Consider the following 16,467-nt stretch of genomic DNA (forward strand, 5'->3'; position numbering starts at 1 on the left):
AAGGACCCGGTTACCCCGCATCCGTTGCGTAGCTTTCACGCAATAATTCCAAGGCCCGACCCGTGCCAGCCGGAATCAACCGGCCGACGATGACGTTCTCCTTCAGGCCATTCAAGGTATCCGCCTTACCGGAGATAGCGGCTTCGGTGAGCACCCGCGTGGTCTCCTGGAAGGAGGCTGCTGAAATGAAGGAGGGGGTTGAGAGGGAAGCTTTGGTGATACCCAACAGCAGTGGATAGCTTGAAGCGGGTTCTCCCCCTCCAGCCAAAACCTTCTCATTGGTATTTTCAAAGTCCACCTTCTCCACCTGCTCTCCCACAATGAAGGTGGTATCCCCTGGATCCAACACCGACACTTTCTGCAACATCTGCCGGACGATCACCTCAATGTGCTTATCATTGATCTTCACACCCTGAAGGCGATAGACATCCTGAATTTCAGTGACCATAAAGCGGCACAAGGCCTCGATTCCCATCACCTTGAGAATCTCCTGGGGTACCGGAGAGCCCTCCATGAGGGGTTCCCCTTTGCGGACCCAGTCACCATCGTTAACCGCCAACTGCTTGCCCTTGGGAATCAGATATTCCCGGGGATCCCCAACCTCCGGGGTAACCACCAGGCGGCGTTTGCCTTTCAGGTCTTTACCAAAGGAGACCACACCGTTGTTTTCAGCGATGATGGCAAACTCTTTGGGCCGTCGTGCTTCAAAAAGCTCCACAACTCTGGGCAAACCACCGGTGATGTCACGGGTTTTTGAGGATTGGCGTGGCATCTTGGCGACAATATCGCCCGGTTGAACATCCTCCCCATCCGTGGCCAGAATCACCGCACCCACCGGCAGATAATAACGCATCTGAGAGCCGTTGGGGAGCAGCAGCGGGGCATTGGTTTGCGGATCGTTCAAAACCAACCGAGGACGCATATCCGCTTTGCGATCCTGACTCTTGTATTCACACACCTCCCGGGTAGCAAGACCCGTGGTTTCATCCATGGTTTCCCGCAGAGTCTGACCATCCACAAGATCCTCAAAACGCGCCCGGCCCGCCTGCTCGGTAATAATGGGGCTTGAGAAGGGATCCCATTCGGCGATATTCCCCCCTGCTTCCACCTGAGAACCATCGGTTATCGATAGACGGGCACCATAGGGAATACGGTAGCGTTCCCGCTCGCGTCCCGCCTCCGGCTTATCCTGACCACTGATGATGCGCAATTCGTGGATAGTCACTTCACCATTTCGAGAGACCACCACCGGTCGTCCATCCCTCCCCGTCACCATGGCCAGATTATGAAACCGGGCAACCCCACCAAAGTGGGTCTCGGAGGAAGATTTTTCCACTGTTCTGGAAGCGGTTCCACCAATGTGGAAGGTCCGCATGGTAAGCTGTGTACCCGGCTCACCAATGGACTGAGCCGCGATGACCCCCACGGCCTCACCTACAGTGACTGCCGTACCACGGGCCAGATCTCGACCATAACATTGGATGCAAACCCCGCGATGGGTCTCACAAGTCAGCGGAGAGCGGATATAGATGGTGTCCACCGAGGAATTTTCGAGCTTTTCGACGGTTTCCTCGTCGATGATATCCCCTTTCTTGGAAATCAGTTCCTGAGTGACCGGATCCAGGACATCATCCAATGGTACCCGGCCCAGCACCCGATCTCCCAGGGTTTCCACCACATCGTTGCCTTCCACCAGAGCCGAAGAGGTCATGCCGGTGCGGGTGCCACAATCCCATTCCCGAACGATACAATCCTGGGCCACATCCACCAGACGCCGGGTGAGATATCCGGAGTTGGCGGTTTTAAGTGCGGTATCAGCCAGACCCTTACGGGCACCATGAGTGGAGATAAAGTATTGCAGCACCGTCAACCCCTCGCGGAAGTTGGCAGTGATAGGTGCTTCGATAATTTCACCAGATGGCTTGGCCATCAAACCGCGCATTCCCGCCAGCTGACGCATCTGGGCAGCTGATCCACGCGCACCGGAGTTGGCCATCATAAAGATGGAGTTGAAGGAGGGCTGCTCCTCCTCTTCACCGTTGGCGAGAGTCACCTTTTCCGTCGAAATGGCCTTCATCATCTCCTCGGCCACCCGCTCGGTACAGTGGGACCAGATGTCCACCACCTTGTTATATTTTTCACCTTCAGTGATCAAGCCATCCGTATATTGATGCTCAATCTCCTTCACCTGTTTTTGGGACTCCCGGACCAGTTTTTTCTTGGCCTGGGGAATGACCAAATCCTCTTTACCAAAGGAGATGCCCGCCCGGGTGGCAAAAGAGAAGCCCATGTTCATCAAGCGGTCGGTAAAAATCACGGTCTCTTTGGTGCCGCAGGTCCGATAGACCATATCCGTCAGCTTCGCCACCTCTTTCTTGGTAAGAAGCTTGTTGATCATCTCAAAAGGGACCGCTTCGGGCAAAATTTCGGTCAGCAACGTTCGTCCAACCGTGGTTTTGATCCGCTCTCCCCGATAGCGACACTGAATCTTGGCATGGAGCCCGGCCTCACCGGAATCGTAAGCCTGCCGCACCTCCAGGGGTGACGAAAAGATCATCCCTTCACCGATAATATTGAGACGCTCGGAGGTCATATAGTAAAGCCCCAGAATGATATCCTGGGTAGGTACGATCACCGGTTTGCCGTTGGCGGGTGAAAGGATGTTGTTGGTGGACATCATCAACACCCGAGCCTCAATCTGCGCCTCAATGGAAAGAGGCACATGGACCGCCATCTGGTCCCCGTCAAAGTCGGCGTTAAAGGCGGTACAGACCAAAGGATGCAGCTGGATCGCCTTACCTTCAATCAATTTGGGTTCAAAGGCTTGAATGCCCAGTCGATGCAGGGTAGGCGCACGGTTGAGCATGACCGGATGTTCCCGGATCACCTCCTCCAGAATATCCCACACCTCCCCTTTTTCTTTCTCAACCATCCGCTTGGCCGCCTTGATGGTGGTGGAGAGACCACGCTCCTCCAGGCGGTTGTAGATAAAGGGTTTGAAAAGCTCCAACGCCATCTTTTTGGGCAGGCCGCATTCGTGGAGTTTCAGCTCCGGCCCCACAACGATCACCGAACGTCCCGAATAGTCAACACGCTTACCCAGAAGGTTCAGGCGGAAACGCCCCTGTTTACCCTTCAGCATCTCTGAAAGAGACTTCAGAGGCCGCTTGTTGGTTCCCGTAATGACCCGTCCTCGGCGCCCGTTGTCAAAAAGGGCATCCACCGACTCCTGGAGCATCCGTTTTTCGTTGCGGATGATAATGTCTGGTGCCCGTAGTTCGTAAAGACGTTTCAGGCGGTTGTTACGATTGATCACCCGCCGATAGAGATCGTTGAGGTCCGATGTGGCAAAACGTCCGCCGTCCAGAGGTACCAGGGGCCGCAGTTCCGGTGGAATAATGGGAATCGTCTCCAGAATCATCCATTCCGGACGATTCCCAGACTCCAGGAAAGCCTCCAGGGTATGCAGGCGCTTGATGATCTTTTTGCGCTTGGCCTCGGAGTTGGTGGCAGCAAACTCCTCCCTCAAAGTGAGAACCTCGCTGTTGATATCGAGGTCCATCAGCATCTGGCGAATCGCCTCGGCACCGATACCCGCTACAAATTCGTCCCCATGCTCTTCCTGAAGCTGGTGAAAACGGTCGTCAGTAAGGAGTTCACCCTTTTTCAGCGGTGTCAGGCCAGGTTCCAGCACGACAAAGTTTTCGAAATAGAGAACCCGCTCCAGATCCTTCAGGGTCATATCCAGAAGCAGGCCGATACGGCTGGGCAGGGATTTCAAGAACCAGATATGGGCCACTGGACTTGCCAGCTCAATGTGGCCCATTCGCTCCCGGCGCACCTTGGATTGGATCACCTCCACACCGCACTTTTCACAGACCACACCGCGATGCTTCAGGCGCTTATATTTACCACAAAGGCATTCATAATCCTTTACCGGGCCAAAAATCTTGGCGCAAAACAGACCATCGCGCTCCGGTTTAAAGGTGCGGTAGTTGATGGTTTCCGGCTTTTTTACCTCACCGAAAGACCAGGAACGAATCTTTTCCGGGGAGGCGATGGATATCCGTATGCCATCAAAACTCTGCCCCATGGTGGGCCGGGAAAAGATCTTGAAAAGATTTTGTGTCACGTCCATCGTCACCTCACTCAGACCTCAACAGCTCAACGTCCAACGCCAGAGACTGGAGTTCCTTCACCAACACGTTGAAGGATTCCGGAATACCGGCCTCGAAAGTGTCGTCCCCGCGGACGATGGATTCATAGATTTTGGTGCGCCCCGCCACGTCGTCCGATTTAACGGTCAACATTTCCTGCAAAGTATAGGCGGCGCCGTACGCCTCCAGGGCCCAAACCTCCATCTCTCCGAAACGCTGACCACCAAACTGGGCCTTACCTCCCAGAGGTTGCTGGGTCACCAGAGAGTAGGGTCCGATGGATCGGGCGTGGATTTTGTCGTCCACCAGATGATGCAGCTTGAGAATGTAGATGTAGCCCACCGTGACTGAACGGTCGAAATATTCACCCGTGCGGCCATCAATCAGCCGCACCTGACCCGAATCCGGGAGATCAGCCTTTTGCAGCCAATCCAGAATTGATTTTTCGCTGGCACCATCGAAGACCGGTGTGGCGACCGGCACCCCATCCTCCAGGTTGACCGCCATGGACTTAAGCTCATCATCGGAGAGCGCCCGCACCGCCCGGGATTGCCGAGGGTTGGAGTAGATCTCCGTCATCAACTCCCGTAGCTCCAGAGCATCCTCTTCACCACCGCCACTATGGAGTCGCTCCATGATATTGCCAAGCCGAATTCCCATACCTCGGGCCGCCCAGCCCAAATGGGTCTCCAAAATCTGCCCCACATTCATACGGGAGGGCACACCCAAGGGATTGAGCACAATATCCACCGGTGTACCATCTTCCAGGTGGGGCATATCCTCAATGGGATTGATCTTGGAGATAACGCCCTTATTACCGTGGCGTCCCGCCATTTTGTCGCCGGGTTGCAGCTTGCGTTTAATGGCGATATAGACTTTGACCATTTTGAGCACGCCGGGGGGGAGATCATCTCCCCGTTCCAGCTTTTCAACCTTGGACTCAAAACGCTTTTCCAGACGCTTTCCAGCCTTTTCGATATTGACCAGAATGCCTTCGATCTGCTTGGTGATTTCGTCGTCCTCCAGGACGATCTCCCCCAGCTTTCTCGAACCAAGCTTATCCAGATAGGAGCGAGTCAGCCGGGTTCCGGGTTTGCGTCCCGGGGCGCTTGCCACCTTCTTGTCCTCCAGAAGATTGCGAATACGCCCTTCGGCATCCTGCTCAATGATCCGTCGCTCGGCCTGAATATCCTTGCGCAGTCGGTCGATCTCATCTTGATCGATCAACTTGGCCCGGTCGTCCTTTTCCAGCCCCCGCCGGGAAAAAACCCGGACATCGACTACCGTGCCGGATGCACCCGGTGGCAATCTGAGGGAGGTATCCCGAACATCAGAGGCCTTTTCACCAAAGATTGCCCGCAGAAGTTTTTCCTCTGGGGTGAGCTGGGTCTCTCCCTTGGGGGTTACCTTACCCACCAGGATGTCCCCGGCCTTGACCTCGGCACCGACGTAGATGATCCCCGACTCGTCGAGATTGGCCAGGGCGTCCTCACCGACGTTGGGCATATCCCGCGTGATTTCTTCAGCACCCAGCTTGGTATCCCGGGCCATTACCTCAAACTCTTCGATATGAATCGAGGTAAAAATATCGTCCCGGACCAACCGCTCGGAGATGAGAATCGAGTCCTCAAAGTTGTAGCCGTTCCAGGGCATGAAGGCCACCAGGACGTTACGCCCCAGGGCCAGCTCACCCCATTGGGTGGAGGGACCGTCAGCGACGATATCCCCCTTGGTCACCCGATCTCCAGTGCGAACCAGAGGCACCTGATTGATACAGGTGTTCTGATTGGAGCGGGAAAACTTGGTGAGGTTGTAAATATCGACACCCGGCTCGGTGGCTCCCGGCTGATCATCCGCTTTGACGACGATACGGGAAGCATCCACATCCTCCACCACCCCGGTACGACGGACGACGATGGTCACCCCGGAATCCCGGGCCACCACTGATTCCATACCTGTCCCGACAAAGGGGGCATCGGTCTTGATCAGCGGCACAGCCTGACGCTGCATGTTGGAGCCCATCAAAGCCCGGTTGGCGTCATCGTTCTCCAAAAAGGGAATCAAGGAGGCCGCCACCGAAACAATCTGCTTCGGAGAGACGTCCATATATTCGATGCGGTCGGGAGCTGCCATGGTAAATTCAAGCTTGTGCCGACACTGGACCAACTCACCGGTAAACCGCCCCTGCCGATCCAGAAGGGCATTGGCCTGGGCGATGACAAAGTTTTCCTCTTCGATGGCCGACAGATAGTCCACCTGATCGGTCACCCGCCCCTCGGAAACCTGACGGTAAGGACTTTCGATAAAGCCAAATTCGTTGATTCGGGCATAGGTGGAGAGACTGTTGATGAGGCCAATGTTGGGCCCCTCAGGGGTCTCAATGGGACAGATTCGACCATAGTGCGTCGGATGGACATCCCGCACCTCAAATCCGGCCCGCTCTCGGGTCATACCGCCCGGCCCCAAAGCTGAAAGCCGACGCTTATGGGTGATTTCCGAAAGAGGATTGGTCTGATCCATAAACTGGGAAAGCTGGCTGGAACCAAAAAATTCCCGGATGACCGCTGAAAAAGGCTTGGAGTTCATCACGTCGTGGGGCATCAGGTTTTCCGGTTCTCCGGAAGACATCCGCTCACGAATGGCCCGCTCCAGGCGTACCAGACCGATACGCACCTGATTTTCCAACAACTCACCCACCGAGCGAACCCGGCGATTGCCCAGATGGTCGATATCGTCGATCTTGCCGAAACCGTCCTTGATCTTGAGCAGAATCTCTACAACCCCCAGAATATCTTCCTGGCGTAATACCCGGGTATCGAGATCGCATTCGACATTCAGACGCTTATTCATCTTCAGCCGACCCACAGCTGAAAGATCGTAGCGATCCGGATTGAAAAACATATTGTTGAAGAGATTTTTGGCCGCCTCCACCGTGGGCGGCTCACCGGGGCGCATCATCCGATAGATATCGATCAGCGCCTCTTCCGGGGTCTGGTTTTTATCCAGGCTCAGGGTGTTGCGCAGATAGGGCCCCACCGTGACATAGTCGATAAAAAGAACCTCGACCTCGTTAACGCCCAGCTCTTCCAGAACGGTCAGATTTTCCTCGGTCAGCTCTTCACCAGCTGTCAGCAAAACCTCCCCGTCTGCAGAAGGAATGGAATGTGCCAAAAAGCGACCCATGACATCGTCAGCTGGCACCTGGATCCACTCAAGCCCAAGAGCCTGTAGCTTTTTGATGGCCCGAGGGGTCACCTTTCGCTTGGGACGAACGATCTCTTCACCCGTTTCAGGGTGAACGATGGCAAAGTTGAGGCGGCTGCCAACGAGCTGTTCGGCATCCAGGCGCTTTTCCCAAACGACGCCATTTTTGCGAAAAACTTCCGAGGAGTAGAAACGATTGAGAATCTCCTCGGCGGTCATCCCCAAAGCGCGCAAAAAGGTGGTAACGGGCAGTTTGCGGCGGCGATCAATTCGGGTAAAAACCAAATCCTTGGGATCGAATTCAAAGTCGAGCCAGGAACCTCGGTAAGGGATCACCCGGGCAGAAAAAAGCAATTTGCCGCTGGGATGGGTTTTACCCTTGTCATGGTCGAAGAACACCCCGGGAGAGCGGTGCATCTGGGAGACAATCACCCGCTCAGTACCGTTAACGATAAAGGTACCGGTATCGGTCATCATGGGCATTTCGCCCAGATAGACATCCTGCTCCTTGACCTCGCGTACGGTCCTGGCGCCGGTGTCTTCGTTCTCTTCCCACACCACCAAGCGGAAGGTTACCTTCAGGGGAGCTGAAAAAGTCATTCCCCGCTGGAGACATTCGTCGACATCATACTTGGGTTCGCCAAGCTGATAGTTGACATACTCCAGGGTAACAGTTCCGGTGTAATCCTGTATGGGAAACACAGACTGAAAAACCGCTTCCAGGCCCTGTTTACGTCTTTCGGCGAGGTCGGTTCCAGTTTGTAAAAAACGCTGAAAAGATTGTTTTTGGACCGCGATCAGGTTGGGAATGTCGATGATGGTCGGGATCCGACCGAAATTCTTGCGCAACCGTTTCTTGTCGGTAAAGGTCAGAGCCATCGGGTTTCCTCTGCCGCCATGGAGGATTGGCTGGCGTCCGCTTTAGGATTGGCAGTATCAAGCGGACGGTCCCTTGGATTGAAACCAGGGAGATGGGGGTGAACCGGCATTACGGTCCACCCCCGTTCTACGTCGTCTATTATATAAACATGCTACAACCGGCGGGCAGATGTGGATGCCACCGGTTTAAAACAGGTTGGATTATTTCACTTCCACCTTGGCACCCACATCTTCCAGATCTTTCTTCATCTTTTCAGCTTCTTCCTTGGAGACCCCTTCCTTCACAGGCTTGGGGGCGCCTTCAACCAGATCCTTGGCATCCTTGAGGCCAAGGCCGGTGATGGCACGGACGGCTTTGATGACGTGGATCTTCTTGGCACCGGCTTCAGCCAAAATGACGCTAAATTCGGTCTGGGCTTCTGCAGCAGCCCCCCCCCCATCAGCGGGACCGGCAACAGCGGCAGCCACAGGAGCGGCGGCAGACACACCAAATTTGTCTTCCAGCGCCTTGACCAGTTCGGAAAGCTCAAGAACCGTCATGTTTTCAATGGCGCTGATCAGATCTTCACGGGAAATGGACATCTTTATACACTCCTTGGGACGTACGGTATGCCTTGAGGCATGACTCGTTGATATTTTTTATATCCTGATTTGGGCGGAAAAATCAGGCTGCGGATTGCTCTTCCTTCTGTTGCCGGATCTGCTCCAGCACCCGAACAAAACTTCCGGGTACGGCGGCCAAAACTCCGACCACTCCTTGAACAGGCCCCATCATGGTACCCAACAACTTGGCCAACAGCACTTCGCGGCTGGGTAGTTTTGCCAGGGCATTCACCCCGGCCAAGTCGATGGGACGACCTTCCATGATCCCACCGATGATCTGCAGGTTGGGATGGGTCTTGGCAAAATCAGAGAGCACTTTGGCTGGTGCCACAGGATCAGATGAGGAAGCGAGCCCCACCGGACCAGTCAAAATTTCACCCAGCCCCTCAAAAGAGGTGCCTTGGGCGGCCCGCTTGGTGAGGGTATTCTTCACCACACGGTATTCAGATCCAGATTTTCTCATATCCCGACGCAGGGCTGTCATTTCCGCCACAGTGAGACCACGATAGTGGGTCACAATGGCGATATTGGACTTTTCCAACGTCGCTTTGACTTCCTCGACTACAGCACCTTTTTTGGCCTTTTCCATATCCACTCCTTCTGGCCGGTGGCTGGGGTGTGTCCAGGTCCCTGAAGCGCCCCATCCACCTCGCCTCTGGTCTCGGCAGGCTTGATCTTACCGATTAAGGAATCCCCCGGCCGGGGATGCCGCCTGCTGTCTTGGACTGAAATTGTGCAGCTTTGATCACCCCGTGATCAAAGCGTCATCAGATCGTATTTAAATCTATCTTGACACCTGGCCCCATGCAGGAACTCAGAGTGAGCTTTTTCATGTAGGTACCCTTGGTACTCTCAGGCCGCAGCTTACGCAATTTTTCGACCAGGGCCTTGACGTTTTCCTCCAGGTTTTCCTGGGGAAAAGAGGCCTTGCCGACGCCAGCGTGAACGATCCCGGCTTTTTCAACCCGGAAGGTGACCTGACCCGCCTTGATCTCCTTGATGACCCGTTCCAGATCAAAGGTGACGGTACCCAGCTTCGGGTTGGGCATGAGACCCCGGGGGCCCAGTACCCGGCCCAGGCGTCCAACGACGCCCATGACATCAGGGCAGGCCACTACCCGATCAAAATCGAGCCAGCCATCCTGAATTTTTTTGGCCAGATCGTCCGAACCCACAAAGTCGGCACCGGCAGCCTCAGCTTCGGCTACCTTGTCTCCTTTGGCGAAAACCAATACACGAACGGTTTTACCCGTACCATGGGGCAGAGCAACCGTGCCCCGCACCATTTGGTCCGCGTGGCGTGGATCCACTCCGAGATTAACAGCCACCTCAATGGTTTCGTCAAATTTGGCAGTGGCGGCAGCCTTTACCTGCTTAACCGCCTCCGAAAGACCATGAGACGCTACACGATCCATGTTTTCAAGAATGGCATTCAGTCTTTTACCGCGACGAGGCATGAAGGGTTCTCCTAATCCACTATTTCCAGGCCCATGGAGCGGGCGGATCCGGCAATGATACGTTTGGCAGCTTCGATGTCACCGGCGTTGAGGTCAGGCATTTTGGCCTGGGCGATCTCTTCCACCTGGCTCCATTTTACCGTCCCCACCGACTCCCCACGTCCCGGGGTTTGGCTACCCTTCTCAAGGCCACCCGCTTTGCGCAGATAGTAGGAGGCCGGAGGGGTTTTGAGTTCAAAGGTGAAGGTCCGATCGGAGAAAACCGAAATCACGACTGGAATCGGCGCTCCTGCCTCCATCTTCTGAGTCTTGGCGTTGAAGGACTTGCAAAATTCCATGATGTTCAAGCCGTGCTGACCCAGGGCCGGTCCCACCGGGGGACTGGGTTTGGCTGCGCCTGCAGGCACTTCCAGCTTGATGTAGGCCGTTATCTTCTTCGCCATCTTGAAGCCCTTCCCTTATTGTCCGAAATTCCCGCAGCAAAAAACCCACCTGGAACGGTTCCAGGCAGGCTGTAAAGAGCCGGAATCAGAGTTTTTCCACCTGTACAAAATCGAGCTCCACCGGAGTGGCGCGTCCAAAGATGCTGACCGAAACCTTGAGCCGGGTCTTGTCTTCGTCCACCTCTTCCACAAGACCATTGAAGGAGACGAAAGGTCCGTCGATGACACGCACATTTTCCCCGACGGAAAAGGTCACCTTGGGTTTTGGTTTTTCGGTACCGTCCCGAACCTGACGCAGGATTTTATCCACCTCCCGCTCGGAAAGGGCTTGAGGTCGTCCCCCCCCACCCAGAAAGCCGGTTACCTTGGGCGTTTCATTGACCATGTGCCAGGTTTCGTCGTTCAACTCCATTTTCACCAGCACATAGCCGGGGAAAAACTTCCTTTCGGAAGTGACCTTCTTACCTTTTTGTAGCTCTACGACCTCTTCGGTAGGGATCAAAATTTCATCGAAGAGGTGGGTCGCGCCCGAAACCCGAATGGTCTCTTCAAGGATACTTTTGACCTTCTTTTCATAACCCGAGTAGGCGTGTATGACGTACCATTTTTTTGACATGATAACCTAAGCCGTCCCCGGTGTGCGCTCCGGCATAACTGATTTTGTCTCTGGTGTCAGCGCGTTATTCCGAGGCTTGATTCGAGTCGGGGGGAAATCTGACGAAGGAGCCATCAGCCAATAACAGCCCGCACCATCAGGCCCAGGATGGTATCCACCAGCCACAAAAAGAGTGAAACCAGGATCACCATGCCGAAAACGACGATCGTCGTGGTCGTGGTCTCCTTTCGGTCGGGCCAGACCACCTTCTTCATTTCTACCCGAACGTCCAGAAGGTACTTCTTGAATTGGGCGACACGTTCCATATCGAATCAACGCCGGCTTTCTTTTAAACGGTGTATGGGCTTCCGATTCACCAAATTGGCCTGTTAGGATCCTCGACGCCCCACGACCTGCCTGAGCTGTTGGCCAGGGGAGTACGCAGGGTATTCGCCGCGATAACGGATCTTGGCAGGACAGGAGGGACTCGAACCCACAACCGTCGGTTTTGGAGACCGATGCTCTGCCAGTTGAGCTACTGTCCTTTGCAGGCTTTTCCGTAAAGCCGGATATCTTATTTGATTTTACCCTCTTTGTGAAGGGTATGTTTCCGGCAAAAGGGGCAATATTTTTTCAATGCCAGCTTTTCCGGCTTGTTTCGCTTGTTACGGTCTTTCGTGTAGTTGCGGCGTTTGCACGCCTCACAGCACAGGCTTAACAGATCTCGCATCGAGCCGCTCCCGGGCGGTCAGGGTTCATTGGAATTATTCAAGCACCTTCGAAACCACACCCGCACCCACCGTACGGCCACCTTCGCGGATCGCAAATCGCAGCCCCTGCTCCATGGCGATCGGGGCAATCAGCTCCACCACCATGGATACGTTATCGCCGGGCATCACCATCTCAACCCCTTCAGGCAGATGCAAAATACCCGTGACGTCCGTGGTGCGAAAATAAAACTGAGGCCGGTAGTTGCTGAAGAAAGGTGTATGACGCCCACCCTCCTCCTTGGTCAACACATAGCATTCCGCTTCAAACTTGGTGTGGGGCTTGATCGAGCCGGGCTTGGCCAAAACCTGACCACGCTCCACATCCTCGCGCTTCACACCGCGCAGCAGGGCACCGATGTTGTCACCAGCTCGGCCCTCGTCCAAAAGCTTGCGGAACATCTCCACACCCGTACAGGTGGTGGTCGTGGTCGCCTTCATGCCGACAATCTCGATGGACTCACCCACCTTGACGATGCCCCGCTCCACCCTTCCCGTCACCACCGTACCACGACCGGAAATCGTGAAAACATCTTCAATGGGCATCAGAAAGGGGCCATCCAGGGGACGGTCCGGCTCAGGAATATATTCGTCCACCGCAGCCATCAGCCGGGTGATCGAATCCTCAGCCATCTCCCCGCCCTTGCCTTCCAGGGCATGGAGAGCAGATCCAATGATCACCGGAATGTCGTCGCCGGGAAAGTCGTACTGGCTCAAAAGCTCACGCACTTCCAGCTCAACCAGCTCCAGAAGCTCGGGATCGTCAACCTGATCGGCCTTGTTCATATAGACCACCAGAGCAGGCACACCCACCTGGCGGGCCAACAAAATGTGCTCCCGGGTCTGGGGCATCGGGCCGTCCGCTGCAGACACAACCAGAATTCCGCCATCCATCTGGGCCGCACCCGTGATCATGTTCTTGATATAGTCCGCATGCCCCGGGCAGTCCACATGGGCATAGTGGCGGGAGTCGGTCTCATATTCAACATGGGCCGTCGCAATCGTGATACCGCGCTCACGCTCTTCAGGGGCTGCGTCGATCTGGTCGTAGGCCATAAACTCGGCCCCGCCCTTCGCCGCCAGTGTCTTGGTAATCGCCGCCGTCAGCGTCGTTTTGCCGTGGTCAACATGGCCAATCGTCCCAATGTTGACATGGGGTTTGGTGCGTTCAAATTTCGCCTTGGACATGCTGGATCCCTCCCAGGAGGCTTTAAGATGATTAGCGTAAAGCTAAGTGTTGTGTGCCAAAGTTGATGACGTCTGTGACCATACCGGGGAAAATGGAGCCCACGACCGGGATTGAACCGGTGACCTCTTCCTTACCAAGGAAGTGCTCTACCCCTGAGCTACGTGGGCGAATCCGTTTCTGGAGCGGGTGGGGGGAATCGAACCCCCATGTTCAGCTTGGAAGGCTGACGTTCTACCATTGAACTACACCCGCCCGAAACCCCTAGCGTGCAAAATGATGAAAAAAAGTGAAAATAAAAAATGGTGGAGGGGGAAGGATTTGAACCTTCGAAGGCTAAGCCGGCAGATTTACAGTCTGCTCCCTTTGACCACTCGGGAACCCCTCCAGCGCAATAAAGCCGTGAAGATTTAACCGCTGGCGATTCGATTGTCAAGAGATTTCCGCGCTATTTTTTTCATCCGAGGCCACTCCTTCCAAAATCGTCACCACCCCATGGGCCTCACTTTCTACCGGATTGCGGTAAAAATGGCGAATATTGCCGTGAAAACGCGCCGAATCCCCACCTTTCAAATGAAGCGCCTCCCCTCCCAACTCCAACACCACCTCGCCCTTGAGGAGATGCAGATATTCCTCACTACCCGGTGGGTGGGGCTTTCCCTCATAGGATGCATGGCCCTTGAGATGGAAAACCATCTGGGTGATATGGAAAGATCTGGCTGGAGAAACCGTCACCGCCCGGTAGGCTCGGTCTGCCGATTCGACAATCCGCATCTCCCCAGCCGGGATCAGCTGAATCCGCTGTCGGGCCTCCTCGACCAATTCATCAATGCCAATTCCCAAAGCCTTGGCGATTTTAAAAACCACGGCCAAACTCGGATTGGCATCATCCCGCTCCACCGTCGCCAGGGTTGCCCGGGGCACACCGGCCAGATCGGCCAGATGCTGCTGGGTCAGCTTTTTTTGTGCCCGCACAGCACGAATCCGGGTCCCGACCAGGTTGGTCAACATGGCTTAACTCCTCTTCTGTTTTGTCGGCTCGCCAACTTTTTTGTCGGTATACCATTTTTTTTCTTGACTTGCAAGGCCCAATTCTCCACCCTGTAGCCACCAGACGACGGGACCAAACGAGTAAAGGTCACCCAGCTGACAAAACCAAACGCCAAAGAGGCATTAAGCCTCGCTTTAAAACCCTAACGAACTGTCCATTTGAAACGTAGATGAACCACCCAAGGAGAGCATCAACATGAGTGTACTGGTCACCAAGCCCGCCCCCGATTTCAAAGCTACCGCCGTCATGGCTGACAACGATTTCCAAGAAATTTCCCTGTCCGACTATAAGGGCAAATATGTCGTGCTGTTTTTCTACCCTCTGGACTTTACCTTTGTCTGCCCCTCCGAAATCATCGCCTTCGGCCACCGGTTGGATGAATTCAAAAAGCGCGGCGTCGAAGTGATCGGTGTTTCGGTTGACTCCCATTTCAGCCATTTGGCCTGGAAGAACACCCCGGTCAACAACGGTGGTATCGGCAATGTGCAATATCCTCTGGTGGCGGATCTCACCAAACAGATCTCCCGGGACTATGATGTCCTTACCGGCCCCGACATCGCCCTGCGCGCTTCATTCCTGATCGACAAGGAAGGCGTTGTCCGCCATCAGGTGGTGAATGACCTGCCCCTGGGTCGCAACATCGATGAAATGCTGCGCATGATCGACGCTCTACAGTTTACCGAAGAGCACGGCGAGGTCTGCCCGGCGGGCTGGGAAGAAGGCAAACCCGGCATGCAAGGCTCCACCAAAGGGGTTGCCGACTATCTGGCCAAGCACGCCGACGCCCTTTAAGGCACGGAACTACAATCGTTATTCACGATCAAAAATCGTAAGAAACCCGAACTGCCAAGGAACAAGATCATGCCCAAGATCAATCGCTATGTTGACATCTCCCAAGTGGACAAAGAAGCCAAGAAGGATTACATCGACCGTCACTCCCCCTTCATCGAGTGCGCCAGCAGCGCCAAAGACTCGGTCAAATTTCCAGTGACCGTGCGCATGGGCCAGGAATATAGCCACCCGGACGATGCCGACCACTACATCAAATCCATGCAGCTCTATAACGGCCCGACCCTCCTGGCCGAAGCCAGCTTCACCTCCGGCGCCCTGGGCGGCACCGGAAATAAAAGTCAAGCCGAAGTGACCTTCAACATCATCCCCTCAGGCAACAAAATGCGTCTCACTGCCCTGGCCTACTGCACCAAGCACGGCCTCTGGGAGTGTGATCCGGTTGAGGTCTCCGTGGATTGATCCAAACCACTTCGGCCATATGAACTTTGCATCCGGGTGAAACACTTGAAGCCCGGATCAAAAGTGAACGTCCCCAAGCCTGGACGGTGCATGAATCACCTCGCACCCTCCAGGCTTTCGGGCGTTTCGGTTCAGCCACCTTTTGCAACGAAAGGACGGAATAATGGCCTTTGAACTCCCCCCTCTCCCCTACCCCATGGATGCCCTGGAGCCCCATATTTCCCGGGAAACCCTGGCCTTTCACTATGGCAAGCACCATCAGACCTACCTCACCAACCTGAACAATCTGGTTCCTGGTTCCAAATTCGACGGAATGAGCCTGGATGAGATCGTCAGGAACGCTACCGGCGGACTCTTCAACAATGCCGCCCAAGTGTGGAACCACACCTTCTATTGGCACTGCCTCTCACCCAATGGTGGAGGTGAGCCGACCGGTGCCCTGGCCCAGGCTATCAACGATGCCTTCGGCTCCTTTGGAAATTTCAAGGAAGCCTTCACCAAAGCCGCAGTTACCACTTTCGGTTCAGGCTGGGCGTGGCTGGTGCGAAACGGGGATGGATCGTTGGAAATCATGACCACTGCCAATGCCGGCACCCCTGGGACAGAGGGCAGGACGCCCCTTCTCACCTGTGATGTCTGGGAGCATGCCTACTATGTGGACTACCGCAACGCCCGACCCAAATATTTGGTGGCGTTCTGGGAGCTGGTCAATTGGGAATTTGTCGGAAAAAATCTCGCGGTCTGATGGGATCCATAACCACCTGACCGGGTGGAAGCGCTTCTAAAACGAGGAACGGCCAGGGCTCCCGGGAGCTGCTGGCCGTTTTGATTTTTTATCGCTCTTTTAATCCTAAATCCGATAGAGGGGCACCAT

The 16,467-nt window shown here is 54.9% G+C and carries 14 protein-coding genes and 4 tRNA genes; 3 read left to right on the plus strand and 15 right to left on the minus strand.

Annotation, left to right across the window (positions count from 1 at the left end):
* Positions 1-10: 10 nt before the first annotated feature.
* From rpoC to HQL52_07405, 15 genes are all read right to left on the minus strand, one after another.
* On the minus strand, positions 11-4,093 hold the full coding sequence (rpoC, locus tag HQL52_07335; GenBank protein MBF0369253.1) for a DNA-directed RNA polymerase subunit beta': 4,083 nt from the start codon (positions 4,091-4,093) through the stop codon (positions 11-13).
* Between the two features lie 52 nt (positions 4,094-4,145).
* Positions 4,146-8,240: a DNA-directed RNA polymerase subunit beta gene (rpoB, locus tag HQL52_07340; GenBank protein MBF0369254.1), complete on the minus strand. Its 4,095-nt coding sequence runs from the start codon at positions 8,238-8,240 to the stop codon at positions 4,146-4,148.
* 201 nt (positions 8,241-8,441) lie between these two features.
* Positions 8,442-8,822, minus strand: coding sequence for a 50S ribosomal protein L7/L12 (gene rplL / locus HQL52_07345; GenBank protein MBF0369255.1), 381 nt, complete (start codon positions 8,820-8,822; stop codon positions 8,442-8,444).
* Positions 8,823-8,904: 82 nt separating this feature from the next.
* The gene (gene rplJ / locus HQL52_07350; protein ID MBF0369256.1) at positions 8,905-9,432 is read right to left on the minus strand and encodes a 50S ribosomal protein L10; all 528 of its coding nucleotides are present in this window, start codon (positions 9,430-9,432) and stop codon (positions 8,905-8,907) included.
* Positions 9,433-9,610: 178 nt separating this feature from the next.
* Entirely contained in the window at positions 9,611-10,300 is a 690-nt protein-coding gene (locus HQL52_07355) for a 50S ribosomal protein L1 (protein MBF0369257.1), read from the minus strand.
* 11 nt (positions 10,301-10,311) lie between these two features.
* Positions 10,312-10,743, minus strand: coding sequence for a 50S ribosomal protein L11 (gene rplK, locus HQL52_07360; protein MBF0369258.1), 432 nt, complete (start codon positions 10,741-10,743; stop codon positions 10,312-10,314).
* 85 nt (positions 10,744-10,828) lie between these two features.
* Positions 10,829-11,359: a transcription termination/antitermination protein NusG gene (nusG, locus tag HQL52_07365; GenBank protein MBF0369259.1), complete on the minus strand. Its 531-nt coding sequence runs from the start codon at positions 11,357-11,359 to the stop codon at positions 10,829-10,831.
* A gap of 113 nt (positions 11,360-11,472) precedes the next feature.
* Positions 11,473-11,664, minus strand: a complete 192-nt coding sequence (gene secE, locus HQL52_07370) for a preprotein translocase subunit SecE (protein MBF0369260.1) — start codon at positions 11,662-11,664, stop codon at positions 11,473-11,475.
* 143 nt (positions 11,665-11,807) lie between these two features.
* Positions 11,808-11,883, minus strand: a tRNA-Trp gene (locus tag HQL52_07375).
* Between the two features lie 29 nt (positions 11,884-11,912).
* Positions 11,913-12,068 (minus strand): 50S ribosomal protein L33, encoded by a 156-nt coding sequence (rpmG, locus tag HQL52_07380; GenBank protein MBF0369261.1) that lies wholly within the window; start codon positions 12,066-12,068, stop codon positions 11,913-11,915.
* A gap of 34 nt (positions 12,069-12,102) precedes the next feature.
* Positions 12,103-13,293 carry an elongation factor Tu gene (tuf, locus tag HQL52_07385; protein ID MBF0369262.1) on the minus strand — a complete coding sequence of 397 codons (1,191 nt, stop codon included), beginning with the start codon at positions 13,291-13,293 and terminating at the stop codon, positions 12,103-12,105.
* Between the two features lie 93 nt (positions 13,294-13,386).
* Positions 13,387-13,461 (minus strand) — tRNA-Thr (locus tag HQL52_07390).
* Between the two features lie 11 nt (positions 13,462-13,472).
* Positions 13,473-13,546: transfer RNA gene (locus HQL52_07395), tRNA-Gly, on the minus strand.
* A gap of 48 nt (positions 13,547-13,594) precedes the next feature.
* Positions 13,595-13,679, minus strand: a tRNA-Tyr gene (locus HQL52_07400).
* A gap of 44 nt (positions 13,680-13,723) precedes the next feature.
* Positions 13,724-14,302, minus strand: coding sequence for a helix-turn-helix transcriptional regulator (locus HQL52_07405; protein MBF0369263.1), 579 nt, complete (start codon positions 14,300-14,302; stop codon positions 13,724-13,726).
* Between the two features lie 235 nt (positions 14,303-14,537).
* Between HQL52_07405 and HQL52_07410 the strand changes: the two genes are divergently transcribed.
* The 3 genes from HQL52_07410 to HQL52_07420 all read left to right on the plus strand — a co-directional run bounded on the left by HQL52_07410 (position 14,538) and on the right by HQL52_07420 (position 16,338).
* Positions 14,538-15,134, plus strand: coding sequence for a peroxiredoxin (locus tag HQL52_07410; protein MBF0369264.1), 597 nt, complete (start codon positions 14,538-14,540; stop codon positions 15,132-15,134).
* Positions 15,135-15,203: 69 nt separating this feature from the next.
* A complete protein-coding gene (locus tag HQL52_07415; GenBank protein MBF0369265.1) occupies positions 15,204-15,593 on the plus strand; it encodes a class II SORL domain-containing protein in 390 nt (129 codons plus the stop codon).
* Positions 15,594-15,756: 163 nt separating this feature from the next.
* Positions 15,757-16,338, plus strand: coding sequence for a superoxide dismutase [Fe] (locus tag HQL52_07420; GenBank protein ID MBF0369266.1), 582 nt, complete (start codon positions 15,757-15,759; stop codon positions 16,336-16,338).
* The last annotated feature ends 129 nt before the right edge of the window (positions 16,339-16,467 follow it).

Source organism: Magnetococcales bacterium, from assembly GCA_015232395.1.
GTDB lineage: Bacteria > Pseudomonadota > Magnetococcia > Magnetococcales > JADFZT01 > JADFZT01.